Source organism: Bacteroides thetaiotaomicron VPI-5482 (assembly GCF_000011065.1).
Classification (GTDB): Bacteria; Bacteroidota; Bacteroidia; order Bacteroidales; family Bacteroidaceae; genus Bacteroides; species Bacteroides thetaiotaomicron.
In genome coordinates this window covers 5,617,236-5,643,781 of the sequence record NC_004663.1, presented here as the reverse complement: position 1 = coordinate 5,643,781, position 26,546 = coordinate 5,617,236, and the positions used below count along the sequence as shown (strand labels likewise).

At 39.4% G+C, this 26,546-nt stretch carries 19 protein-coding genes; 9 read left to right on the top strand and 10 right to left on the bottom strand.

What is annotated here, in order from left to right; genetic code table 11:
* Nucleotides 1-40 precede the first annotated feature (40 nt).
* Genes BT_RS21625 through BT_RS21605 form a run of 5 tightly spaced genes read left to right on the top strand, consistent with a single transcriptional unit; the run spans nucleotide 41 to nucleotide 5,751 of the window.
* Entirely contained in the window at nucleotides 41-1,030 is a 990-nt protein-coding gene (locus BT_RS21625; protein ID WP_008759958.1) for a hypothetical protein, read from the top strand.
* Nucleotides 1,027-2,253, top strand: a complete 1,227-nt coding sequence (locus BT_RS21620; RefSeq protein WP_008759957.1) for a glycosyltransferase family 4 protein — start codon at nucleotides 1,027-1,029, stop codon at nucleotides 2,251-2,253. The genes BT_RS21625 and BT_RS21620 overlap by 4 nt, the downstream gene beginning before the upstream one ends.
* Nucleotides 2,246-3,079 (top strand): glycosyltransferase family 2 protein, encoded by an 834-nt coding sequence (locus BT_RS21615; protein ID WP_011109186.1) that lies wholly within the window; start codon nucleotides 2,246-2,248, stop codon nucleotides 3,077-3,079. The genes BT_RS21620 and BT_RS21615 overlap by 8 nt, the downstream gene beginning before the upstream one ends.
* 49 nt (nucleotides 3,080-3,128) lie before the next feature.
* Nucleotides 3,129-4,862, top strand: a complete 1,734-nt coding sequence (locus tag BT_RS21610) for a glycosyltransferase (protein ID WP_008764473.1) — start codon at nucleotides 3,129-3,131, stop codon at nucleotides 4,860-4,862.
* Nucleotides 4,863-4,917: 55 nt separating this feature from the next.
* Nucleotides 4,918-5,751 (top strand): FkbM family methyltransferase, encoded by an 834-nt coding sequence (locus BT_RS21605; protein ID WP_008764472.1) that lies wholly within the window; start codon nucleotides 4,918-4,920, stop codon nucleotides 5,749-5,751.
* A 156-nt stretch (nucleotides 5,752-5,907) separates the two neighbouring features.
* On the opposite strand, the gene BT_RS21600 is transcribed toward BT_RS21605, so the two are convergent.
* From BT_RS21600 to BT_RS21590, 3 genes are all read right to left on the bottom strand, one after another.
* Nucleotides 5,908-7,479, bottom strand: coding sequence for an IS66-like element ISBthe6 family transposase (locus BT_RS21600; protein ID WP_005805141.1), 1,572 nt, complete (start codon nucleotides 7,477-7,479; stop codon nucleotides 5,908-5,910).
* A 73-nt stretch (nucleotides 7,480-7,552) separates the two neighbouring features.
* Nucleotides 7,553-7,924 carry an IS66 family insertion sequence element accessory protein TnpB gene (gene tnpB / locus BT_RS21595; protein ID WP_015531149.1) on the bottom strand — a complete coding sequence of 124 codons (372 nt, stop codon included), beginning with the start codon at nucleotides 7,922-7,924 and terminating at the stop codon, nucleotides 7,553-7,555.
* Nucleotides 7,908-8,279, bottom strand: coding sequence for an IS66 family insertion sequence element accessory protein TnpA (locus tag BT_RS21590; RefSeq protein WP_005805145.1), 372 nt, complete (start codon nucleotides 8,277-8,279; stop codon nucleotides 7,908-7,910). The genes tnpB and BT_RS21590 overlap by 17 nt, the downstream gene beginning before the upstream one ends.
* A gap of 80 nt (nucleotides 8,280-8,359) precedes the next feature.
* Between BT_RS21590 and BT_RS21585 the strand changes: the two genes are divergently transcribed.
* From BT_RS21585 to BT_RS21570, 4 genes are all read left to right on the top strand, one after another.
* A complete protein-coding gene (locus BT_RS21585; RefSeq protein WP_008759953.1) occupies nucleotides 8,360-9,118 on the top strand; it encodes a hypothetical protein in 759 nt (252 codons plus the stop codon).
* Nucleotides 9,119-9,228: 110 nt separating this feature from the next.
* Nucleotides 9,229-10,020, top strand: a complete 792-nt coding sequence (locus BT_RS21580; protein WP_008764468.1) for a hypothetical protein — start codon at nucleotides 9,229-9,231, stop codon at nucleotides 10,018-10,020.
* Nucleotides 10,017-10,175 (top strand): DUF5030 domain-containing protein, encoded by a 159-nt coding sequence (locus BT_RS21575; protein ID WP_008764467.1) that lies wholly within the window; start codon nucleotides 10,017-10,019, stop codon nucleotides 10,173-10,175. The genes BT_RS21580 and BT_RS21575 overlap by 4 nt, the downstream gene beginning before the upstream one ends.
* Nucleotides 10,176-10,311: 136 nt before the next feature.
* Nucleotides 10,312-12,189, top strand: coding sequence for an erythromycin esterase family protein (locus tag BT_RS21570; RefSeq protein WP_008764466.1), 1,878 nt, complete (start codon nucleotides 10,312-10,314; stop codon nucleotides 12,187-12,189).
* A gap of 65 nt (nucleotides 12,190-12,254) precedes the next feature.
* Here the strand turns inward: BT_RS21570 and BT_RS21565 are convergent, their stop codons facing one another.
* From BT_RS21565 to BT_RS21535, 7 genes are all read right to left on the bottom strand, one after another.
* Complete coding sequence (locus BT_RS21565) at nucleotides 12,255-15,245, bottom strand: M60 family metallopeptidase (RefSeq protein ID WP_011109184.1); 2,991 nt, start codon at nucleotides 15,243-15,245, stop codon at nucleotides 12,255-12,257.
* Nucleotides 15,246-15,250: 5 nt separating this feature from the next.
* Entirely contained in the window at nucleotides 15,251-15,952 is a 702-nt protein-coding gene (locus tag BT_RS21560; protein ID WP_054959065.1) for a tetratricopeptide repeat protein, read from the bottom strand.
* Nucleotides 15,953-16,070: 118 nt separating this feature from the next.
* Nucleotides 16,071-17,888, bottom strand: a complete 1,818-nt coding sequence (locus tag BT_RS21555; RefSeq protein ID WP_011109182.1) for a BACON domain-containing protein — start codon at nucleotides 17,886-17,888, stop codon at nucleotides 16,071-16,073.
* 13 nt (nucleotides 17,889-17,901) lie between these two features.
* Entirely contained in the window at nucleotides 17,902-18,897 is a 996-nt protein-coding gene (locus tag BT_RS21550) for a BT_3044 domain-containing protein (protein ID WP_011109181.1), read from the bottom strand.
* 28 nt (nucleotides 18,898-18,925) lie between these two features.
* Nucleotides 18,926-20,977, bottom strand: coding sequence for a RagB/SusD family nutrient uptake outer membrane protein (locus BT_RS21545; RefSeq protein ID WP_011109180.1), 2,052 nt, complete (start codon nucleotides 20,975-20,977; stop codon nucleotides 18,926-18,928).
* 21 nt (nucleotides 20,978-20,998) lie between these two features.
* Entirely contained in the window at nucleotides 20,999-24,118 is a 3,120-nt protein-coding gene (locus BT_RS21540) for a SusC/RagA family TonB-linked outer membrane protein (RefSeq protein ID WP_011109179.1), read from the bottom strand.
* A gap of 17 nt (nucleotides 24,119-24,135) precedes the next feature.
* A complete protein-coding gene (locus BT_RS21535; RefSeq protein WP_011109178.1) occupies nucleotides 24,136-25,608 on the bottom strand; it encodes a hypothetical protein in 1,473 nt (490 codons plus the stop codon).
* Between the last annotated feature and the right edge of the window lie 938 nt (nucleotides 25,609-26,546).

Sequence of the window (26,546 nt, the reverse complement as noted above, 5' to 3'; positions counted from 1 at the left end):
TGAAGATTTCCCTATTAAAGCGAGTTAATATAAACGAAGTATGAAAAATAATTTTTTGGTGAACTTTATATTATTACATGGATATTCATTAGACAACTCTAGTCTGATGTTTGGTAAAATGGGGTATTCTTTAATTCTTTTCGAATATTCTCACTATTTTAAGGATGCTTTAGCTGAAAAACATGCTTTTGAGTTATTGCAAGAGGTACTAGCTTCTCCTATGAAAAGCAATACATTTAATGAAGGAAAAATGGGAATAGCATGGTCTCTTATTCATCTTATTGAAAAAGAATATATTGAAGCTGATTATCTGGAATTATATGGTCAAGAACATAAAGAAATAGTAGCATTCATAAAACAATTAAAAACAGATATGAACAATATTGTATCTAAAAACGACGCTATATCGTTTTTAATAGCTTCTAAATCATATATTCAGGAATCTGATTTTGATGAAATACTTCCCAATTTAATAGAGAACCTCTATGATTACCTAAAACAAATTCCTAAAAGTTTGTTTGAACGTAATTTGTTCTATTACCATGCTACGAAAATGCTCTGTCTCTATAATCTTTATGAAGAATTAAGTATTCGAGGAGAAACATTAATTGACATAATAGTACAAACACATAAAAAATTAATCAGTGATAAACATGTTTGTACTAATATATCATTTGGAGTCAATCTTTTGCAATATGGTTTGTGCCATAAACGCAAAGATATCATAAAGCTGGCAAATGCGATTATAAAATGCTACTTTTCAAATATGGTTTTGGAAACCCTAAACTTAAAAGAATCAATTGATGCTATTTACAATCTGAATAAATTACAACTTCTTAATAAAGAAAGTGAATGGACATCTTTAAAGAAACAATTGTCAAGCCTCTTGTTTAATAAAGAATCTTATTTATATAAAGAAAATCGGCTGACATTAAGTAGACTAAAAGGAGGAATTCCCCAATTGTTACTTATGGAATGTCTTAATTTCCAAGATATAAAATCCACCGGACACTATATAATGCTGAAATGATAGAAAAAAATGTTGTAATCCTCAGAATAGAAACTGGCAATCCATCCGGTGTTGTACGCTATATTCAAATGTTAACAGAAGGTATGAAACATATGAACGGCATTAAAGTTCATATTATTTGTTTAAATACCAGTCTGATCTTTCCCAAATTTGAAGTGACAGAGGATAGGATAATTGCTAATATCCCATATCCTTCTAAATCCAAGCCTCTGAGAAATGAAATATATTGGCTTACTAAGTATTTTAACGTCGTATCCGACTTAATATCTCCCTATTTTAAAAACAGGAAACAATTAATTTGGCATGTGCAAGAATTATTACTAGTAAAATTAGCGGATATTTTAAAGTTATCTTTAGGCGGACATATTTTAACCCATTTACATATCATTCCTTGGAAACTAAGTCTTGAATATAATGAAAGTCTGTTTAAGAAACAGTACTCTCAATGGTTGAATAACACATTCAATTTAATAAATGAAAATCAACTAGAAAAGATTGCATATCCTTTATCTGATAGAATTATATGTGTTTCTTATTCCGCAATGAAACACATTATTTCAGCATATGGTATCCATCCAGACAAAATATCTGTTATATATAATGGTATGGATGATACGGGAATCACCTTGCAGGAAAGAAAATCTAGAACACCAGAGATCCTTTTCGTAGGCAGAATCAGTCGTGAAAAAGGAGTGATTTGTTTACTTAATGCATTAAATAAAGTAGCCAGTAGAGGGTATTTTTGCAAACTGAAATTAGTTGGGCAATGTACCGGATATATGTCATCTCATATCCGCAAAGCATACAAACAACTAAAGATTGACATATTAGGGACTGTTTCTTTTAATGAGCTGAAAGAACTATATACAACAAATACTATAGGAGTCATTCCTTCTTTACATGAACAATGTAGCTATGTGGCTATTGAAATGTCCATGTTTGGTATGCCAATGATCGTATCAGATGTAGATGCACTTTCCGAAATGTTCGAAGATGAAGTAAACGCTTTGAGAATCCCTTTAGTGTTTGATGAAGATTTTGGTTTAGAGCTAGATGAAGAGAAATTAGCAGACGCCATCATCCGCTTGATAGATGATGAAGCCTTAAGGCTAAAACTGAGCACAAATGCAATCAAGAACTACCAAGAAAGATTCACTCTGGAAAAGATGATAGAGAATACGATTAATGTATATGAACAATTAATAGAACAAGACAATGCCTGAAATAACAGTTCTAATGCCCGTCAGAAATGGTGAGAGATATATAAAAGAATCTATTGATAGTGTTTTGAATCAAACACTGACCGACTTTGAGTTTCTTATTATAGATGATGGTTCAACAGACCGGACAGTAGAAATCATTCAAGGATATACAGACAAAAGAATACGTTTAGTCAGAAAGGAGCATCAATTTATTCAAAACTTAAATGAAGGATTAGAGTTGGCTTCCGGCTCTTATATTGCACGCATGGATGCCGATGATATAATGCATACAGAACGATTAAGAATTCAATTAAAACGTATGAAAAAAAATCCGGATATTACAGTTTGTGGAACATGGGCTAAGATTTTCAGCGATAAGGGCAACGAAAGAAATGTTTCCCACCTTGGATATGGAATCATACACGAACCTGTGTTGGAATTACTAAAATACAACATGCTACTTCATCCTAGTGTGATGATTAAAAAAGAGTTTCTGCTTAATCACCATATTGAATATCAAAATTACCCCTGTGTGGAAGATTATAAATTGTGGTTTGATATAGCGAAAGCTGGAGGAATATTATTTGTAGAACCACAAGAACTATTAATGTTTAGAAGAAGTGATACGCAGGTCACCGTAACGAAGAAAAAGGAAATGTCTTTAGGTTCTATCCGTTTGAGAAAGGAAATTCTTCTCTATCTTCTCTCTATATATAATAATAAAACATTAAATAGCCTATTATCCGACTTTGAAAATTTAGAAAAGAATAAATGGATGTCTAATGAAGACATTTTTCGTTTTTTTGTGAATCTATTTAATAGAATACAACGCGATACAATGGTTTAATCTTTCAATTGAAAATTAATAAATTATTTTAGATAGAATTAGAACAACCATGAATATCGCTTTTTTATCTTCATCAAACCCTAATGATCAAAATAACTGGTCAGGTACTCTTTACTCTCTATACACTTCACTTCAAAAGAAACATAGGGTGATATGGGTAGGCGAAACTGTGTTTGCTGAGGTTTGGGAATTCCACAAAGCCAATTTCAAAAACAATGAAACATTCTTTCCTGAAAATTATGCGTTGCTTTTTGGTAAATTGTTTTCTGACCTATTGAAAAAGGAATGTTATGATGTAATTATATGCCGAGATTATTTCTTTGCCGCATATCTCGTTTCGGATATACCACTTATTTATATTGGAGATACTACATTTCATCTGTTTAATCAATACATGAACTGGCAGGACAAAAGTCTTACCAAACTAGCCGAACAACTGGAATCACTCGCTATACAAAAGGTGGATAAAATTATTTATTGTTCGGAATGGGCAAAACAGAGCGCAATGCAGGATTACAATGCTGATGCCGAGAACATAGAAGTGGTTGAATTTGGAGCGAATATCACAGAGAACATCCCGATTCCAGATAACGTATCGCCGATAAATGCACCATGTAACCTCTTATTTATCGGAAGAAATTGGAATATGAAAGGTGGAAATAAAGTACTTGAAATTTATCATAATCTAAAAGGAAGGGGATTTCAATGTACGCTTACTATTGTAGGAAGTGAACCTCCAATGTCCTTACCAAATGATCCGAATATTGAAATATACCCTTTTATCGACAAAACAAACTCCAATGACAGGTTAAAATTCCATGAGATCCTGACACGATCGCATTTTCTGATTCTGCCCACTCGCTTTGATTGTTTTGGAATAGTTTTCTGCGAAGCATGCGCCTATGGTATTCCATCGTTAGGCACTAATGTAGGAGGTGTATCACAGGTTATCAAAGAACGAGAAAATGGATTTCTGTTCAACATCGATGCTTCTTCGCTGGAATATGCTGATAAAATAGAAGAGATATTCAATAACCATATAACATATTCCAAACTAAGGAAAACTGCACGAAAGGATTTTGAAGAACGTTTAAACTGGGATATATGGCTCGATAAAAGCAATAAGATTATAGAACAGCTTGCATCCGAGCATCAACCGGATTTTTATCTTCCGGTTTATGTTATCAATATGAGAGAAAGAGTGGAACGTAAACAACATATTACTAAGGAGTTCGACAACAAGGAAGAATTCGAGTTAAATTGGGTAGAGGCTTCGGCCCATCCTATCGGTGCAGTAGGTTTATGGAATAGTATGATCAAAATCATAAAAATGGCAAAAGAGAAAGGAGATGACATCATTGTCATTTGCGAAGACGACCATTATTTCACGGAAAATTATTCTCCCAAATTACTGTTCAAAGAAGTTACAGAAGCTTATATACAAGGAGCGGAAGTACTTTCCGGTGGTATTGGAGGATTTGGACAAGCGATCCCTGCAGGATATCATCGTTATAAAGTTGACTGGTTTTGGTGCACACAGTTCATTGTTATTTATAATCGTTTTTTTGATAAGATGCTGGATTATTCGTTTCAGAATACTGACACAGCCGATGGAGTAATATCCAAACTAGCCACAAACATAATGGTTATCTATCCTTTTATCTCAGAACAAAAGGATTTTGGGTACTCGGATGTTACTCAGAGTAATATGGAACAGCAGGGTAAAATAAGAGAGCATTTTGCAAGAGCGAATAAACACATGAAATCAATAAGTCTGAAATAAAAGAAAGATTGATGACAATGATAAACTTATTATTTATACAAAATAAAATAGTCTAATGGAAAATCTCATTTTTGATATAGGTTTTCATAAAGGAGAAGATACCCTTTTTTATCTTTTGAAAGGGTATCGGGTAATTGCTGTGGATGCTGACCCTGATTTAATAAATGAATGGCAGAATATTTTTAAGAAATACATAGAGAATGGAAAGCTATTGTTGCTAAACTATGTGATTTCTGACACAAATGACGTAGACACCGATTTTTATATCGGTCCAAATACCATTTGGAGTTCAACTAAAGTTTCTATTTCTTCAAGAATGTGCTGCAAGGCTATTAAAAAGAAGATTAAATCAAAACGGCTGGACCATTTGTTTCATGAATACGGTACTCCTTTTTATTGTAAAATAGATATAGAAGGAAATGACATCATTGCACTGCAAACGATGGAAAAAGTGAGTGAGAAACCTCTATATATATCAGTAGAAACTGAATGCATAGGAGAAGATGAAGATATAGCAGGACACGAATTGGACACTTTGAATGCTTTATATCAGCTAGGATATAGAAAATTCAAGTTAGTTGATCAAAGAACACTTACCGTACTCGACTATAATTGTTTTTATAAGAATAATTCTGAACATAATTGGTTCGAACAAATAGAAACCAATTGTAAGTATGCCGAAGAACTGATAGTTCTCTCCGATACTGATCAACGAGTGAAATTTACCGATTTCTTCCCCGGTTCTTCAGGACCATTTGGAGAAGAACTAGCCGGCAAATGGTATGATTACCCTCAAGCAAAGGAAATGCTTAAAAAGCATAGAGAAGACAAAATGAGACTGAACGAACCGGCATGGACCTTTTGGTGCGATTGGCATGCAACGTTTTAACAAATATAGTTACACATAAAAACAATAGAACTATGAAAATACTACAAGCAATGTAAGCCCCCGATAAAGTACCCGTATAAAAAAGAATCGCTATAGCAAATCGAACAAAGCTATAGTGATTCTGTATTTATATTCTTGTTTTTCGTTAGAGTATTATTAGAGTTCTTTGGAGTTTCCCGATTCCCAGCAATGGGGTAGCAGCTCTTTTAGGTCTTTCTCCTTGTTGGCTGCATAATACGGCAATAGTGCAATCACCTCCGTGAGCCATTCCCGGGGGTTAATGTTGGAGGCTTTGCATGATGCCAAGAGCGAACAGATTATGGCAGTGTTCTGCGCGGCTTCATGGTTTCCACAAAATAAGAAGTTTTTTCTTGATAAGGCTATCGGACGAATCGCATTTTCGGCCAGATTATTATCTATTTTAAGCCTGCCGTCTTTCAGATAATTCCTCATACGTGGCCAAAGTTGATACGCGTAAGCGATAGCTTGCCCCATCCGGCTTTTAGGAAGCACTTTCGGATAGGCTGTTTCCATCCATTTTTCCAGTTGCTCAAGTATGGGAAGTGCCTGTTCCTGTCTTCTAAGCATGCGTTGCTCATAAGTGAGTTCCTCCTGGTCGGCAATCTGTTCGATCCGATAGAGTTGCTGTATTTGAGCCAGAACATATCCGGCCAGGGATTCATTCTCTTCTTTGGCAACCTCGTAATGTCGCCTTATGTGGGCAAGGCATCCGACAAGGCACACCTCTTTCTTACCCTCAAAGATGTTGTAGGCCGCATAGCCGTCACTTTGAAGATATCCTTTGAAGGTTTGTAATAATTTCCAGGCTGTTTCCTGTGAGCGGGAACCGTCATCATAATGAAAGAAGACCAATCCATCCATAACCGCCCTGACTATCCACAAGTATTCCTTAACCGCTTTATGATTCTGTTTGTTGATAACCGGTAATGTCGTTTCGTCCACCTGGATATAGTCGGCCTTCAATACCTGTTTCTTCAACTCTTCATAGAGAGGTTTAAGTAATTCACAGGCAGGTTTGAACCACCCCTGAAGCGTGTTTTCCGAGATCTTCAGGCCTAAATGGTGAAACTCACGCACCTGACGATAGAATGGTACATGATATTCATATTTTTGCAAGAGGATTTCAGTGAGCAGGCTGGCACCGGGAAGTCCCTTGTAGATAGGCAATAGCGGAAGAGGGGCTATAATAACACTGCCCTGATGCCCCTGAGGCAAACTTATATTGTCTTTCAGGCCATACTTGGGACGTATGATCTCTTTTACGTATAATTTGCCCGGTTCAAATTCAAGTGTACGTGTGCGTTCCTCGCCTATGCGCTTGTATTTATCCGGATCGACTCCTTCGGGTTCTATGACAATCTCCACTACAGGAAGGCCATCCAACATGTTGCGGTTCTGACGCACTTTCTTTTTGGGAGTCGTCGAGCAGACAGGTTCTTGGGCTGCGGCTTCTTCCGGTATTTCGTGTTCCAACGGCTGAACAGGTGGATCGAACAGTGATAGCTGGTTCGGATCCAGATGGGCTAATTTCTCGCTCTTACGGCCGAATAACTGACGATTTAACCAGGCTACCTGAGCCAGCAGTTCCTGAAGCTTATTTTGCAGCTGTTCGTTCTGCCGGGTCAGACGCTCGATTGACTCAGACTGGGAGCTATTAGCCTGCTGGAGTGTGGCCACCAAAAGTTCTAATGTTTCTGTCTGAGTCATTCGTCATACCTGTTTTGAACAATACAAAAATACAGAAAAGCAACCGTATAATCAAGGTTTCACCTGCTGTTTTTCAGTACTGCATGTCACTTTTTCGTAACGCTTTCAGACGTTTGAGCCTTTTGGAAGGTTCGTCGTTGATTCCCTCTACCATCAGAACCAGGTCACGCCACTGCATAGGGTACGACTTGCTTTCTTTGTCATAAGAGGGAAGGCGGAAAGTGCCTTCTTCAAGTCGTTTTATGTACAAAACCAGTCCGCCATCTTCCGCGTGTAGCAGTTTCATTGTAGTGCGCTGGCGGTTGATAAAGATAAACACATCACCTAAACGGACATCATATCCCATTTTATCATGAACAACCCCGCATAATGAGTTCATACCTTTACGCATATCTGTCTTACCCGGACAGAGAAAGTAGCGCATCGTGTCATTCAGGCAAAACATGGCGATTGCAGAGTTGAGTGAGCAATTGCATGGCCGCCTGGGATTCAGCCATACCACTGAAGTGGGCGATAATACCACCGGGGAACTCTATCCGGATCTCACCCGTTTGTATAGCGCCACTATCACAGGCAGAGTGGGAAGCAGGTGAAGAGGTGAGGCTAACCGGTGCAAACTCCTCTAAAGAGGAAGAATGCCTATCCATATGATAACGCCTCGATAGGCCAAACTTTCCTTTCCAATAGTAAAAGCTTGATTCGGTATAGGCTTCATTTATACAGAAGTCTTTTATCGTCAAACCGCTACGCTGTTGACGAGACAGGATTTCAATGAATTCTTCTTTACTCATTTTTTGCATAGTCTTTTTTCTGGCAAAGATCGAGACTTAAAGATACAAAGACAACGGGTACTTTATCGGGGGCTTACCAAGCAATAACCTTGTCAGCATTATTACTTTTGAATATATCAAAGGTATGCTCTCAAGAAGATAAAAAAACTAAAGATTTTTTCAATTCTGGTGGATATATATCTGAAGGATATGCATTGGATAGAAACCAAGTACGATTTAATCAGTCCAGCGATTTTGTGTTTCATCATATTCCTAACGGTAATCTAATATGCATTACTTCAAAACAATTTAGAGCACATGCATTTAGTCGACATTATAATTGCATACTATCAAAAGACAGTAATTTTATTGCATACGTATCTGTGCCTCCCATATTCTGCGGGGATAAAGATTCTATTTATGCTGACTTTAGTTTTAAAACAGGATTTATGATTGAAATGAATACTTATCATTTAGAAATAATCAAAGGAGATTTTTTTAGGAATACAGGAGAAAGGGTTACTTCTTTGTGTGATCTTCCTCTCATTTATAAATCTTCAAAATATGCTCGTAAAGCATTTAATGCGGATACTGTAATTACATATCCTTTAAGAATGTGGGAAAATTTAGAAAATAAGTACAATCATTGCCAAGTAATGATAATTCAAAAAAAACGTCGTGGATGTATTGCTCTGTATTGCTTTTATAATGACAAAGGTGCCAAAAAGCTAAGTCACTATATCAGATCATTAGAACATGTCTTTTGGTATAGAGAACCGAAAGATTACATTGAAGTAATAGATCCACCAATCATAGATGAATATGAAATACCTCATTTAAAAGCTAAAGAAAGATCCGCTAATAATTAAGATGCAAAAATAAGATGGGAATTTATCCTATTACTTCTATCTTTACAGAATCACACAACTAAAATTTATCAGAATGATTATAATGGCTACAATTATTAAAGTGTAAAACAATGAGAATACTACAAACAATAATCTTATCATCATTATTACTTTTGATAGCATCGAATGCTTATCCTCAAAAAGATAAAAGTCTTCAAAATGTTTTTATCCCAGAAGGTTATGCACTAGATAGAAATCAAGTACAGTATAATCAGCCTAAAGATTTTATATCCTATATCGATTCTTTAGGAAAAAACAAAGTTTATTTAGGATGCTTTCTTGCAAAAGAATCTAAGAGATTACCAAGCTACTATCGCAAATCCTTTCTATCCAAAGATAGTAATTTTATTATACTCACTGCTATTCCCAGTATATTTTGCAGACGCAATGATTCAGTCTATGCAGATTTTGATTTGCTTCCAGAAATGAAAGTTGAGATGAATACTTATCATTTAACCCATATTAAAGCGGACTTCCTTAAAAATACGGGAAAACGAGTCGCTTTTTTATCTGAATTACCTATAACTTATAAGTCTTCCAAATATGCCCGTGAATCCTTCAATGCAGATACTGTTATCACATACCCTTTAAAAATGTGGGAAAAATATGAAAATAAATATACTCATTGCTTGGTCATATTAATTCAAAAACGATATCGTGGTTGTATCCCTCTTTATTGCTTATACACTGACGAAGGAGCTAAGAAACTCAACCACTATATCAAATCATTACAAAAGGTGTTTTGGTATAGAAATCCGAAAGATTATATCGAAGTAATAGATCCTGTCCCAGAGACAGATAATATATTTATTTTGCCAAAGCGAAATGAATCAGATACCGTACGTATAGTTGGTCAATTATGAAAAATAGAATTATATCACTTTTCATATATTTATTGCCTGGTTTGATCTATGCTCAAAATAATGCAGACGACAAATATGAGATTATGTCTCTAACCGACATGTTGAATCTTTTTAAGGACAGTATCAAGACGTACCAGCAGGTTATAATGGTATAATTGCCGAATGGTTCACTGGCAAATACCTTGAATATTGATATTGAGTCAACAAGCAATATTAAATCATTGATTGTCTATGCAACAATGCGTTTTTATTTCTATATTTGTAGAATCACACAACTTAAATTTAATGCATATGAAACAGAAATTAGTACGAATAGGTATTAGCGGGATACAGAAACAAAAAGAGAGATTTTGCCTTATATTTCCTGTACTATTATTTATATTTATCTTTCCCGCATCATCTATTGCTCAAACTATCGCAGAAGAATATAATTTCAATTTTAAGGGAGGAGAAGAACAAAAGTGGTCTTGGATAAAGAACCAAACCGGATGCTTTACTTATATTGAATCAATGCAAATAAAGAAAGATGATAATATAGTTTATAAAATATCATATACTCCACCTCCATCAAAAAATAAGAATATGATATTTATTACATCTTGCACTATCATGATACCAGAACAGATAAATGGAGATAGCTGCCAAGTATCTATAAAAAGTAAAACAAGAGAGATAACTAATGCATGGCTTACAGTTACAGCTCTCAACAGTAATGAAGTGGCAGTAGCATCTGAAGACAAAAAGCTGGAACATCCGGAATGGACGGATAATGTACTATCATTAAAATTGACGGACGGGAAATATAAAGCCAAAGCATTACGAATTAATATCTTTTATTTTGGAAATAGTAATCCGGATCAACAAATATGTTTAAGTGACCTGCAAATCAATATTGATGGAAAAGATCTGGGGAAACAATCTATTGAAGATCAAACTGTCATTAACACAAACATTCACAAAAGACTTATCAAAAATAAGATTATAAAATTATCTCATGACAATGATAGTACTCTGCTTACGCGAATAAATGAATTGAAAGATAAAAAAATCATAGGATTAGGAGAATGTACTCATGGTTCGCAAGAATTAAAAACTGCGGTTATTCAATTTTCAAAGAATCTCATTCAAAATGGAGATTGCAGGTTTGTTCTGTTAGAGGCTCCCGTTGATGCCTTACTACTGGTCGATGCATATATACAAGGAATTATATCATCACCCGACATTGAAAAACAAATAAAAGAAATCATGCAGATGTTTTTTACAAACAATAGCGAGCTTATGGGCTTTGTGGATTGGTTAAAGGAGTATAACAAGACATCTCTTCGTAAAGTACACCTATCTGGTATGGATTATAAAGACATCATAAGTCCATATTTTTATGACTACCTATTAAATCTATTGGATAAAGAAAAAGGGCGATACTATTTATTAAAACTATATGATAAAGAATTTAAAGATATATTGCAATATGCTCATGAGGATGTTTATTTAAAAACGAAGTTGGGAGAAGAGAATTTTTCGCTTTTTACCCAATACATAGAAACTTGTATCAATTTGGGTATTGGCTCCCAATTGCCTCCTCCTGATTATAGGGATTTCTATATGTTTACTTATACCAAACAACTTGCTGATCATTTCTTAAAAAAAGATGAGAAGCTAATCATTCACGCTCATAGTGCCCATCTTTCTAACTTGGAACGTTTTGATAGTTTTCCGTATAAAGAAATCCCAGCAGGGAATCGTTTAAAGAAATATTATGGAGATAAGTATTACTCAATTGGTTTTCAAGTTGGAAAAGGAACATTTACTCAGGAATCCGCCGGTTATTTTAGCAAGCTGATAGCATTACCATTATCCAAGCCACCATATAATAGTTTTGAACATTTAGCTCTAAGCACAAAAGAAAGTTATTTCTATTATCCATCCAAATATATGGATGACGGTATTGTTGAGTTATTAGTTATTCCAAGAATGGCACGTTATCAGAGACAATATCAATTTCATTCTGTGAAAAACTGGTGTGATGCCTATGTCTTTATACAAGAGAGCACGCCGCTCAAAAATGTAACGACTGGAGAATTCGAAACAATGTTCAAACAATTTCTTAGAATAAAGGAGTTGATAAAAGAATTGAAAGCAAACGAAGAAAAGATAAGAAATAAAGAGTAACTTCTACTCAAAAGTAAAAGCTACTCTTCATTCCATATAAGATTGGGGATATTCAGTAAGTTTCCCTATTTATTTGCTTTAATACGTTGCCCGTCCGCCTGAACAGCGTACAGTTCCGCTCCTTCAATGTCTGCTTCGGCAGGTACAGTAAATACAAACCGATTGGCAAACCATACTTTTTTGCCATCCTTGATTAATTCGAAAGCAACCGCCTGTTCGCCATTAGTCACAGTGTATGTTCTTCCGGAAACGGTATAACTTACAGTCTTGGTGATTTTCACATTGTTCTGGAATGTTTCGAAGTACCCTACATCTCCTCCATCTTCGGATATACCTTTTTGATTGCCTTTGGCTCCTACCTGATATCTTCGGTCTTCAATGTATTCAATAGGCGGACATTTAGTGGAAAATGTTTTCATATAAGCCAGCGTCTGATTAATCATATCCTGTGTCACGGTATATGAAAAGCTTCCGTAAGCATACAACTTGAAACTGACCGGAATAAAGAATCCCCAGGCATCGAAGAATTCGGTCATATCCATGTTAGCAGCTTTTGCTACGTTGCGTGCATACATCAGTTGCGCTGCTCCCGGATCATTGAAAGGTAACCAGAATTCAGGGGTACGTCCTTGCTCGAATATCTTACGGATGGTATTCGGTTTCTTGCCGATACGTTCGAAGTATGTCCACAATTGCTGGTTAAGGCGCATGTGCATTTCGGAGGCTTCTCCTTGATATAATCCATATTTATTGGCATCATCAGATGTCATATCCTGGGGGGTAAATGCCAGCGTGTTCGGGTCTCGCGGATGCATGAATCTGCTCCAAGGGGTCGGAGGCGCATATCGGTAAACAGCCAATGTCCCGATGGAACTACCACGTGATCCCCACTGGTTGATCTTGTACACCACATAATTAGAAAAGAGATTATTGCTCGATTCCGTAGTACTGGGCCAGTTGATGGCTCCCTGATGCATATGTCCGAGTTCATGTCCCGGTCCCCATTCATTGTCCTGATTCTTGTCCATATCGCGCGGATCGAAGTTGTTTTTGAATCCCCATCCGTCTTTTGTGCTTACATCACCGGCTGCCATGTTAATGTAATAATTGGTAGCATAAAGTCCGTCGGTGAAAGTAGTGACATGCATCAGTGAATTGAATTCTCCCGTATTCGAATAGGTGTCGATGGCAGCCAGTTCCTGCTCCCAATCTATCAGGTTATCCCATCGTTCCATTCCTCTTACTACTCCATACTGTTTGAAGTTGTCCTGATTTTGCAGCAAGTCTTTCAGTGCTGTAAACAGAATCTTCCTGCCTTTCAGCACAAATACACATTTGTCAGATCCGTCCAAAGTGACAGATTTTGCCTTCCGGATATATTCACGGAACAGATCATCGGTTTTATCCACAGTCAGATCCCATACATTGAAGCCTACACGCGCATGTTCCGTTATCTCCACATACTGGGGCGGAAAATGTATTTTCACTGCCGGCATGCCACGGGGATCAAGTTTCTGATAGATGACAAACAGATTTCCCGCACGTGAGAAAGAAAACTTGTTGATTCCGTTTTTCAGGAATCGTTCTTCACCGTCGGGCCCCAGATCCGAACAACACCTTAGTGAAATGGATTCACCTTGCGGTATGCCGTCTGCTAAAACGACCATCTCTTCACCCGCATTGGTTATGATACCGGTAGGGTTGCAAAGAGGCGAGTAGTAATTGGTTCTCAATTTATCTCCCCAATATTCGGGCACACTGTATGCCTGATATGACTGTATCCTGAATCTCTTTTCCGCTTCGGGATAAGTATTGCTCTGCAAAGACTTTGCCAGCACATTGAAGAATGCCGGAAGCCGATTGATGGCTTCGTCGGAAGCGTCCGGGAGGAGTTCACTGCATGAACGGTCGGTGAATACTGTTATCAGTTGTTCGTCAAGCGGATTTTCCGCAGCATGGAAAAATTCCATCTCGTCGCAACTGACGAAATCATTTAATCCGCTTTTAACTTTGAATTGAACAGCCGCAGGTACAACCGGATCGTTCAGCAATATCCTATGGCTGCCTCCTGCTCCTTTAAAATCATAATCTTGTATATGAATAAAATCCGTACTTCCTTGAGGCTTGATGTAAAGTTCGAATGCTCCGAAATTACCGTTACCATTCCGGCTGTGATATAGGATATAGTCTAGCGTAAGCTGATTCTGATCGAACTGATATTCAAGAGTAACGGGGAATTTTGCAGATTGACTCCATGTGGAATGGTAACAGGTTCCGCCGAACTGACCGTCATAAGACTTCGATATATCCTGCCCCGGCTGATGGTCGGTGTCGTATCCACCGGTAACTTTCAACTTTATATCCTTCTCCGGATTTACACCCGAAATATCACTCGATTTCTTTTGTTGTTTGATTTCCGACTGGTCATAAATGTTTGTATTTTCTTTGGATACAAACTTGATCGTAGCATTCCTTTCTGTAGTCAGAGGATTGGAAGCAATGGAGAATATTCGTGTACTGGATGCCAGATCGGCTCTTGTATCAGGTACTTCTTTCTCGGTAATCCAGTCTTTGGCTTCCTCCGGAATAACTACTTCATAGTCTGTATTGGAAAGCAAGTTGACTTCCAGATGATCGTTTCCTGTTCCCGCCACCTGAATGACACGGCTCTCTTCAGCCACTTCAATGATCAGGTCACCGCCTGTCTGCACAACTCTGAGTTTAGCAGTCAGCGCATTATTGGCGATAGTAATATTTCCTTCTCTGACTCCTTTTTCGGGACTGGATGTTGCCGAAACCGTCAGTTCTGTATCCGATGCTTTCCTTGCCGTCAGCCATTCTTTTCCCTCAGTTACCGATGCATTCCACTCCCGGTTCGATTTGACAGGTACGGCTACTTCCCCACCCTCTTTCTTGAATCCAATGGATTTCTGAACTTGCAGCACCGGCTCTCCCTGCAGCTCCTTATCATCACTCTTGCAAGCATAGAGAGTAGTGACTCCCACCAGCAGAATAAGAGAGATACATAGTATGTGTTTTACCTTATCCAATAACATAGTATTTATAATTTTTGTTGTTTTTCCATTTCGTTGACCAAACTATCCAAATCGAAGTCAATGTTATATTCATTCTCTATCTGAATCTTTTTGATTTGCTTCACCAGCGAATGCGGCTTCAACCTTCGGATCATCTCTATTTCCAGAAGCCTGTTCGGGAAACGTTTGCGAATGCCATCGATGTCTTTCATATAAATGCTGTCTGCTCCCTGATAAAGCGCATTGGCGGATTCTTCAAGAATAAATGCTCCCAAACTGTCAGGATATTGTTCGAGCACTGCCCGCAGAATTTCCAGACTTTTTCCGAAACTTTGATGCGCATCAGCATTCATATCTTTAGCCGCCTGAAACAATCCTAACTGAAACAGGTATTCTCCTGTTATCGCTTTTCTCTCCATTGCCAAAGTCTGGACATGCAATGCGGAATCCAGCTCCCCCATCTCAGCCAGTAGTTTAGCTTTGGTACCATAATAATCGGGGTTGAGACTGTCAATCGACAGTGCCCGGTCCAGAAGGCTGATACACTTCCGGGTGGAATCGACATCATAAGACGATTGCAGGATGGCTACCGCCTGTTGATAAAAACTGTCGGCACTGAGATTTACGGGATGGGGACGAATGTCCGGTTTCTGCCGTGAATGACAACCGACGGCTGTGCAGATTAGCAGCAAAACAAGTAATATGATATTCAGTTTCTTTGTTTTCATGTACATGATTCTCAATAGTCGGATAATATAAATAAAAAAAATGACTGACAGGGAGTTTTATAGGAAAATGTGTCCAATCTAATCTTATTTCCTCCCCGCCAGTCTTTCTATTAGTTTATCAGATGCCTAGTTCTTTTCTTGCCCAAGCCTCATCATGATCGTTTATCTTATAAAGATAGATACCAGCCATATTCCACCAGCCGTTTCCTCCGCTCGGATCTATCGGATCGGCATCACGACGAGCTTCCGGAATAAAGCGAATGTATTTATATGGTTTGCCGGCTTTTATATTCTCATTAGGTTCAACGTGCTGTCCTCTGCTGCCGGGCAGTGTATAAGTCTCTTTACCCATCAGCGTCCAGGTATTGTTATTGTCACTTCCCCAGATACCTACACGTTTTACGTCCCCGGCACCATTACCATTATTTCGGCCATCATACTCAAAGCGCAAGGACTGCAATGGCAATTCCGACATATTGATTTGCAGATAATGAGGTTGCTTATTGGGTGATGTTCCACTCCATATCGTGTGATAATAGGTATTTATATTATCATCGACTAAAGCTGCAAGTGATCCTTCGGACGGTTCGGTCGCATTGGCAGAGAACATATCGACCGTAAGAGCAATAGGTGCCTTGATAACGGACTCCCCGGAAGTTCCTCTTACGACGGCAGGTTGTTCCGTCTCCATGCCTGTAGGACCATACGTTTTGATAGTAAACTCATATTCACCGCCACATTTGAATGTGTTATCTACGATAAATAAGTTGGTAGTATTATCTGCGATTTCCAGTTCCTTATCCTCTTTCGTCACCGGATCATGATAGATGACTTTCATCTTTGTAAAATTCACATTTACAGGCATCTCCCATTTCAACTTAATAAATCCCGCTCCCGGAGTAGCTGTCGGATTCTTCACCCCTTCGGGAGGAACCGGAATGAATTTCTCCTGTGTAACGGTGACAGTGAACTCATTAGGCTCTATCGGATCAGTGCTTCTGAATGTGATGTGTCCCACCCGTTCTTCCTCTACAGTATTAGGCTGGATAATGAAACTTTCGGAAGCATCGCGCATACCTCTCGTGGCAGGCAAAGGCGTAATCCATTCACGGGCAGAAGCCTCCACTTCATAAGTATACGCATCTGCAGGACCATTTACTTTAAATGGAATCGTGATTGTTTCTCCGGTAGCTTTCACCTGATATTCCTTCTTTGATTCGTCAATGTCAACAATATATCCTCTCGGCTGCTGCTTGATAATGAGTGTACCGACACAATTATAGTTTTGTGACGACTGCAGAGTGACTGTACAATACCGCACAAGGGTATCGGTATTCTGATCCAAAGTAAATGTCAGGTTCTTCTTGACTGTGTTCTCTGCTTTTTCTGCTTTCTGTGATTTCTTAGCCTTCGGCTGCTCCGGTTCGTTAAAACGTACCCAATCACAAGTATCCGGCACAGTAATAACATCCAGATTCAGATTGGTATTTACCGGAATAGTCAGAGAAGTCGCTTTAGAATCTACGATTTTCATTCCATCGGCCGTCAATCCTTCCACTTCGATCACCGGTTCCAGGCCGAACTGTTTGACATTAATAGAAAAGCTCTGATGACCGTAAGCTATCGTAATCTCCGCTATGCGCTGTTTATAATCCTCATTTTCGTCAGCAGATACGGTGACTTTACCTTCATGTTTTTGTAACTTGCACCATCCGGCATTCGAACTTGCCGTCCAGTTATCAAGCGCCACATTGGTCTCCACTTCTATCTCATGCTCACCACCGGCAAGGGGGAAAACGATAGCTGCCTGACTCTCGCTAGGGATAGTCAAAGACAACACACTGAACTCCGTTTCATAATCGGGACCACAGGAAGAAAGCGCAATGAACGTTCCCAAAACTCCTGCCAGCCCGATGATTAGTATATTTTTTTTCATATCATTAGATGCATTACAAGTTTTCTACTCTTGGATTGAATTGGTATCTCAGTTTGGCATTTACTTCCCTGTATCGGTCTGTAGGCTGCAAACGGTATTTGTAATGGAGACGGAACTCCTTATAATAAGTGGCACGTCCGTCGGGCGTCCGGATGACATTCAGCAAATACGTATTGTCATACTCTCCAATGGGAGTCAATTGCATTACGTCGATATCCTTATAGGGCAGAATAGTAAGCTCTTTTGCCAGCGGATTCTCGGGCAACTGTTCTCCCATTTCCAGAATGATGCTTCCTTTATTGATGATATCCAGTGCAGTGGTATAATCACTGAAACTTTCATCGCCTGCCATCAGACGTACGGAATTCTCCGAAACAGGAAATACACGATTGGAATTCGTCGGACGACGGACTTCACTGGTTCCATCCGTATTCGGAATAATAATGGTACTACTCGTATAATTGTAATATGTTGCCGTTTGTGTGGATGCATAATAATTTTCCTTATGAATGCGAAGCAGCACGTGTCGCTTCTTCGGATTACAGTCCGGTGTCTTCAGCGAATCAATCTTATATTCGAGAAAATAAATGGAGTCGGGTGAAATCTTATCCAGATTTTTCAGATACACCGGAAACATCGCTTTGGAAGAGCCGGCAGGAATAGTCATTTCCATAGTCGGAAACTCATAACATTCTTCCGGTAAATACTTCGCGAAGCGTGCTTTATTGATATCGAAATTAGATTTGTTGTAAGCTCTCAACAATGTATCAGAGTTTTGCAGTGCTACTGTAAACGATTCATCGGAAGCCTGCGAACCACTTAATGAAGCCACCACGAAAAGGGTATCTCCTCCCTGCTGCAACTCGGCTACCTGGCGATCATACACCAGGCTCGAATTACTGAGCAAATTTACTTCTTTGCGGAATTGTTCCTGAGCGAAATCATAGTTATCGCAACCACTTATTACAACCAAAGCAGAGCAAAGAATTATAGTTACTATCTTCTTCATATTTTCTTTCTGTTATTCTTGTTTTTCATTATCTGTCCCATCCCGGATTCTGATCCATTGCGGGAACTTTCAGTAATTCATCATGGCGAATCGGCATAAATACCATTTTGGGCAGTGCAACCCGGTCACGGATATTCTGCTGGTCGATTGTCACGATATTCCAGAATCCCGGATTGCCACTGACGTCGGTACGGTCTTTCTGCACATCCAGTCCCCGCCAGTTGGACATATTGGCATCGTCGGTGAGGAAAGTACCCCATCTGCGAGTATCGAAATAGCGGTAGCCTTCGTTGAAAAGTTCCACTTGCCTTTCGTTGCGGATAATTTGCTCAAACCGGCTCGCATCATTCATATCGCTCAAAGAAGGACCGGGTAATCCGACGCGATAGCGGATCATATTGAAATATTTAGCCATTTCCTGAACATCACGACTGACAGTAACTTCGACATCCGTACCTGTCATATCGGGGGTAGTTACGGTTACGGTCCCCGTTACGTTGTTTAGTGCTTCTACATATTCAAGAAGTACTTCCGCATAGCGGATGATAGCAAACGGTTTGGGGCTGGTAATGAATGAACCTTTCACATTCCCTTTTCCGCCAGCCCATGAATCGTCCGGATGAATATACTTGACAGGAGTGTAACCGCTGATATTGTAGTCATTGACATTACTTCCCGCACCGGCAAGTCCGGCTTTCGAGTCATCGTGCGAATACCAGAACTGCTGATTGATATAGCTTGCATCAGAAGATGCGGAATTCATAGTCCACAGGCGTCCGGGAAATCCGATGGAAGCATAAAAACGTGCCGAACGGTTGTCATACATCTTCGGAACATCTCCTCGCAACTGGTAACTTCCCAATACTTTATTGGTACCTATTGTTTGGTTAAGGTCCGCTACATAAGGATATTCCGCTGACGCATTGTGTATATCTCTGCCGTCCATCATCAGGAAGCAATCGACCACTCTTTGGGGTACGGACATACCGCCCCAGCCTCCGAAACCTACCGGGAACGAGTGTTTTGTGTAACTATAGACACTACCGGATGACATAGCCCAGATAAACTCTTTATTAGTGGATATGATACCTTCACCGTTGAACATATCAGCAAAAGAATGGAAAGGATCGATACCACCTGCCCCATCGGGGAAAGGAGCGGTAGGAACATTATCTGCCAACGGATATGGATGCTGGTTGTCGGGCATCACTGTAAACAGCGAATAGTAATCCATATCAATCACCTGTTTTGCGGCAGCGGCTGCCACCGCCCAGCGGTCAGGATCGTAAGTTTGGTTTACGTAATCGGCACCGTCGCTTTTACGCTGCCAGTTGCTGAAACATTGACGGGCAGCATCACCGCCATTAAACAACGGAGAAGCCTGGAACAAGCGCAAACGAGCTATCAGTGCCAAAGCCGCCCCTTTCGTTGGACGATCAGAATAACTGATACTCTGTTCGGTCGGTCCGTAAATGCCTTGCGTAGCAAGTTTGAATTCATTGCATATATAATCCACGGATTCATCATATGTAGACCGTTCCCTGTTATAGTATTCCGCCGATTCTGAAGTACTCAGCACTTCATCCCCCACAATCAGCAACGGACCATAGTTCATCAGTAAATGGTAGTAGGCATAACCGCGCATAAAGTGTACATATCCTATATAGCGTCTTCTGTCGGCTTCCGTCATATCGGGTACTTTACCGACATTTTCCAACATCCGGTTACATCTTGTCACTACTACATACATAGTATACCACAAATCTTGCGGCAGGTTTCTGCTGTTAATTTTACCGATACTGAACTGCGCTCCCCAGAATTCGTTAGTTTGCCATCTGACGGTTATCTCATCCGAAGCAGTTTCTCCCGGATTCCATGAGTTTCCCCAAATGGCACCGGCGTCGGGAAAACGAGTCGGGGTATTCCAAAGGTATCCTTCGGCATTCTTCATGCTATGGAAAATGGAATCTTCCTTAAATGTAGCCTGAAAATAGCTGTCTACATCCAAAAAGTTACAGGAGCTGAACAGTAAAGAACTGCCAATGACCGCTCCCAAAAGTATTTTAATTCGATTTTTCATGAATTTTTCAATATTATGTGATTAGAATCTTAAGTATACCTGAAAAGCATAAGTAGCAGGTATCGGATAGACAGCACCATTTGCCGAAGCCTGTTCCGGATCAAAGTATTTCACTTTGTCGATAGTGAACAGATTGTTGGCTACAAATTCCAGATCAACGGAAGACAATCCAACAGATTTAATCCAAGGCAGATGTTTCAGGCTGTATCTCAGGCTGACTTCCTGAAGGCGCAGGAAAGAACCGTTCCGTCTCCAGAAAGAAGAAAGCTGGGAGTTGTTCGTGTTTTTGCCATAAGAAAGCCGTGGAAATTCCGCATTCGGATTCTCTGTAGCAGTAGTTCCCGAATACCATGCAGGGGTCCATCTGTTCTTGGGATTGTTAGCTAGTTTGATCACATTTCCCAAGTCTCCGTTATAAAACGGAATCCATCCGTAGTCATTGCCAAGTCCTGCACGATAGTAATCCACTTTCGCAGAACCCTTGAACAAAATACTCACAGTCAAATCTTTCCATTGAAAATCACCGCCAAATCCATACATCATTCTAGGTAACTGGTTGGAATAAGACAAAGGCACCTTGTCGTCTTCATTGATAATGCCGTCTCCGTTCACATCACGATATTTAATGTCACCGGGACGTATCGTTCCGAATCCACTTTGGTCAGGACTGGTATTGATCTCCTCTTTACTGGCGAACAGCCCTTCGGAGATGTATCCGCGCAAAATATTAAAAGGCTTACCAGTCACGCTGAGATAATCATAAGGTAATTTATTCTCTTCAAAATAGTCAATGACATTTTGTGAGAACGTATAATTAGCACGAATGGTAAAATTCATATCCTTGTTGATCTGATGGAAAAACTCAATGTTTCCGTCCGATCCCACACTGTGCATACGTCCTACATTTGATTTCGGATAGGTCACCATACCTACAAAAGAAGGCAACGTCACACGATCCTGAAAGATATGATCACGAGTGTCCCGGAAAATATCGACAGTAAAAGACAGCTTGTCATGAAAGAACTTGGCGTCGATACCCAGATTTGCCTTCTTCGCTACTTCCCATTTTAAGTTGTCGGCTCCAGTGTAGGTTTCTGTGATACCATTATAGCGGTATCCCCAGGCAGATCCGGCGTGATTGTCTATCATAGTCATATAAGGGAAACGCCCTACGCCTGTATAATCGTTGACGGCAACAATCTGGTCGTTTCCTACAATACCGTAAGAACCGCGAAATTTCAGAAACGTGAACCAAGGCAGTTTCTCAGACCACCAGTTATAAGAGGAAGGAACCCATCCGGCAGCAATGGAAGGAAAGAAACCGAATCGTTCGCCTTTTTTAAACTGAGCAGAACCTGTATAACCGAAATTCGCGTCAATAAAATAACGGTTTTTATAGTCGTAAGAGATACGTCCGGAGAGATTCTGATGACGCTTGGGAATGCTGCTGATGCCCAAATCATCAATGGCTCCCCATTGAGAATCTTTCTCATCTTTCATATAGTATTCGAGCAACGCACCGAAAGTATGATCGCCGAATGTCCGGTTCCAATTAGCTTTTGCCTCCAAGTAGTACTGTCTGTAAGAGTGTTCAGCATCTCCGTATGCCAGACTTTGTTGTGAAGAGCGCAGTGATTTAATCAAAACTCCCTGTGCCGTTCGCCCGGTAGCACGGTAAAGATCCGGCCAAATAGAGCGGTATTCGCTGAAATAACCGATATGTTCTGTCATCCCTTGTACGGATAATGTCAGTCCTTTCAGGAATCCTTTGAATTCTTGTGTCAATTTAAGCGTCAGCATGTTTCGGTTGTCCTCACTTTGCATATATCCGGTATTATTCAGCATAACGTAAGGAGAAGCCAATGTACGCTGTCCTCCATATACGGGTAACGTACCATCGGAGTAAGTGACCGGAAACAGAAGTGGTGTCAACTGTTGGACAGCAGACCATACTGCGTCTGTATTCATTCCGCCCGGGCTGACATAGGAATTGACATATCCGTCCACACCGAAATACAACTGGGTTGTTTTGGTCAGATTCATGTCGATATTGGCACGATAGTTCAGCTTGTTTACGCTCAATGGTTTCTTAAACAGGTTTTCTTCCTGACGATAAGCAGCACCTTCATCCTGATAACCTATCGATAAAAAATATCTGGCAACATCACCTCCTCCTTTAGCACTGACATAGTAATTCTGTTGGATAGAATTATGTTTCATGATTTCGTCCATCCAGTTTACATCCGGGTAGAGGTCCGGATCCAACTTATTTTTGATAAGGTCTAGTTCCAGACGGGTATACAGATCATCTTCTCCCGACATTGCTCTGGCTTCATTGGCAAGAAGCGCGTAATCATAAGCTCCCAGATATTCGGGCAGACGTTTGATATGGGATATTTTCATGGTAGCACGTCCGGTCACTTCCAGTTTTCCGCTGGTACCGCGTTTGGTAGTCACCAATACTACACCATTGGCCCCACGTGTTCCGTAGACAGCCGTCGCTGCGGCATCCTTCAGAATACTGAATGATTCAACGTCATCGGTATCAATATCCTCCAGTCTTCCTTCGATACCATCGATCAGCACCAATGCTCCGGTACCGGCTCCGAAAGTACTGATACCACGAATCCAGAAGTTAGAGATATTTTTCCCCGGTTCACCCGAAGTCTGCATAGTGATGACACCCGCCATTCGACCTCCGATCATATTATTAAGAGAGGTGGCGGGAGTTTTCAATTGCGCGACATCGATTGTGGTAATTGCGCCTACTACCGATACTTTTTTCTGCGAACTCATGCCCGTTACCACTACTTCATCAATCTTAGTCTCGTCTTCTTTCATGACAATCTTAAGTTTCTCTTCATCTTTGGTAATCAGCATCTCGACATTCTTCATACCGACCGATTGGAATACCAACGTGGCATTCTTCGTCACTCTAATTTTGAATTTTCCATCCAAATCCGCTACCACGCCGACCCCCGGTTCATTCTTTACATAAACAGCTGTACCTACCAATGGCTCACCGGATGCATCCACAATCACGCCCGCCACTGTAAACTGTGTCTTCGTTTCGTTCTGACTGTAACCTGCCAATGGAATGAGTATCATCAGCAGCACAATCAATAAAAGATTTTTTTTCATATATGTATTATAAAAGGTTATTCTATAGACAATTTACGAATCACTTTATTTCCGGTATCAGCAACATACACGATTTGTCCATCGGCACTGACAGCAACTCCGAAAGGATGATTGAACATAGCAATGTCCGGACCACCATCTTTATAACCCTTCATTCCCGGAAGTCCGATAGGGGTACTTACGGTAGCTTTGTCTATTGACAATCTTGTATCAATCACTCGTATACAATTGTTACCACAATCAGCGATATACAACTTACCGTCTTCCGTAAAACAGATCTGGTGGGGATTATTAAACTTGGCATTTCTCAGTAGACCGTCTTCCCATCCTTTTCCGGCAATTTGTCCTTCTACTATAGCTTTTCCGGCATAACCCTCACCAGGATAGGTTTTTTTATCTTTACCTTCCAGATTACCGACATCTACTCTCCATATCTGATTACCTTCAGCCATTGCGATGTAAAGCATATTTTCCTGTCCTTTGACAGGGCTGAATGCACAGTATGAGTCACAGGCGTCAGGTCGGGTGGAAGTACCTACCTTCTTAAGCAGGAGTTCACAAGTACGAGTATTCGGTTTTATCCTGACCAGTTGGCCTCTTACCATCACCGTATAAATGTAATGGTCGAGTTTGTTCACCACAAAACAGTGCTTATAATTATTATCGGCAATATCCTTTGTTGCATCATCCAGCAACACTGTCAGACGACGAGGTGCATAACTTACACTTTTAGACAAAGCATAGAACCCCATACCACCATCTTCAGGAGCATACATCGCATTATCTATATCCGAGAAAGCAGGAGCATTCAGTATAGCTGCCGTACCATACTGTAGTACAAGCACTGAATTACTCTTGACAGAAGCCATGACAATATTTCCATTCGAGTTTTCTCCTTTATCATTCTTACAGGTTACGGATGGATAATTATCTCCTCCGTGCCAAACATGACGTTCGGTGATAAAGATATTATCCTCATCGTCCAGACAAATGTAGTTGGGTGCCGACAATGTAGAAGTAGCTATATCTCCTCCCACAGTAGGTTGGTCGGCATCCGGTGAAGCTTGACCTATTACGGTAGTTACACTTGTCTGAGTCTTGTAGATGAATTGTTTTCTGGCTTGACCTTCATATTCTTTCCCGTCGGACATCGTTCGGGCAACGAGAAGATTCATTTCTTTCTTGTACGTTAACCCTGAAGGAACATATAGATAGATTTTGCTTCCATTCGAGCTGACTAAGCCTGCCGGATGCTTTATTCCATCCACATCCTCAAAGTAAACTTTCAGATTGGTAGTGTCTGAACCGAAGTTTCTGCCTTCGACGATCATAGGGGTGGCAATTCCACCGGAATCCGGATAAAATCCGGTCACCTCAATAGGTTGATCCGGATTAAATACTGCACTTCCTATATTCTTACTATCCGAACATGAAGTCAGATAGACAAATACGGTGGCAAAAAATGTCAAAAAAATAGTTCTTTTTTGCATTGTTTTTCTGTGATTAAAGGTTAATAATTAGTTGGGTTAATATGGATAAGTAGAAAACTTACTATTCTATATCTAGCATTATGATAATGTGGTAGAAATAAGATGTGCATTTTTACTCTAATACGTTTGTTTTTGGGTGTGTATGCTTTATCTTAATATTTAGTAAGTTTTGGAATATATATAGTTGTGTTTGACTGTTATCATTCATTTGTTTTTCTTGGGGGTATTGAAATTTTTAATGAATTCAATCTCTCTTCAGCACTGTTCTGATCTATGCTGAAGAAACGATAATAAAAATTTAATCACAGCCCGGAGGCGGCCTATAATTTCGCATTATCATAAATAATTATTAAGAAATATAGTCGTAATTGACCGATTGGAATAAGTCGCTCTAGAACTTGGTATCCAAAGCGATAAAATACTAATAATCAACAATATACAATAATTAAAAGATTATATCTATCTTATTACGATCTGAGTAGTAGAATGAAAAATTAAAAAAAACATCGTTTGCCGATAATTAAAATAAAAAAAACATTGCGTTCACCAATTTTATTAATAACTTTACACCGTCTTAAGTAGCACACAAACTTAATAACCTTTGAATAGCCTATGAAAACAGGAAAAAATACACTTATTGGTATAAAACTACCAAGTTCTAGAGCAACTTATCCCAATCTGTTAAATATAAAAATGAATCATAACAGCCAAGCACAACTATTTATTTTCAAATATACTAAATAAAAAAGGTAGTAGATCCCCAAAAGAATAAATGCATAAGAAATAAAATGCACACCTTAATTTCTACCATATATAATAATATTTTCTCCTTCACCAACAATCTCTGGCGAATAGGCCGTAATAAGAAGTAAAGGGTATATTACATAAAAAAAATTCCAGTAACTTGCGATACTGGAATTTTATATAAATCAAGAAAA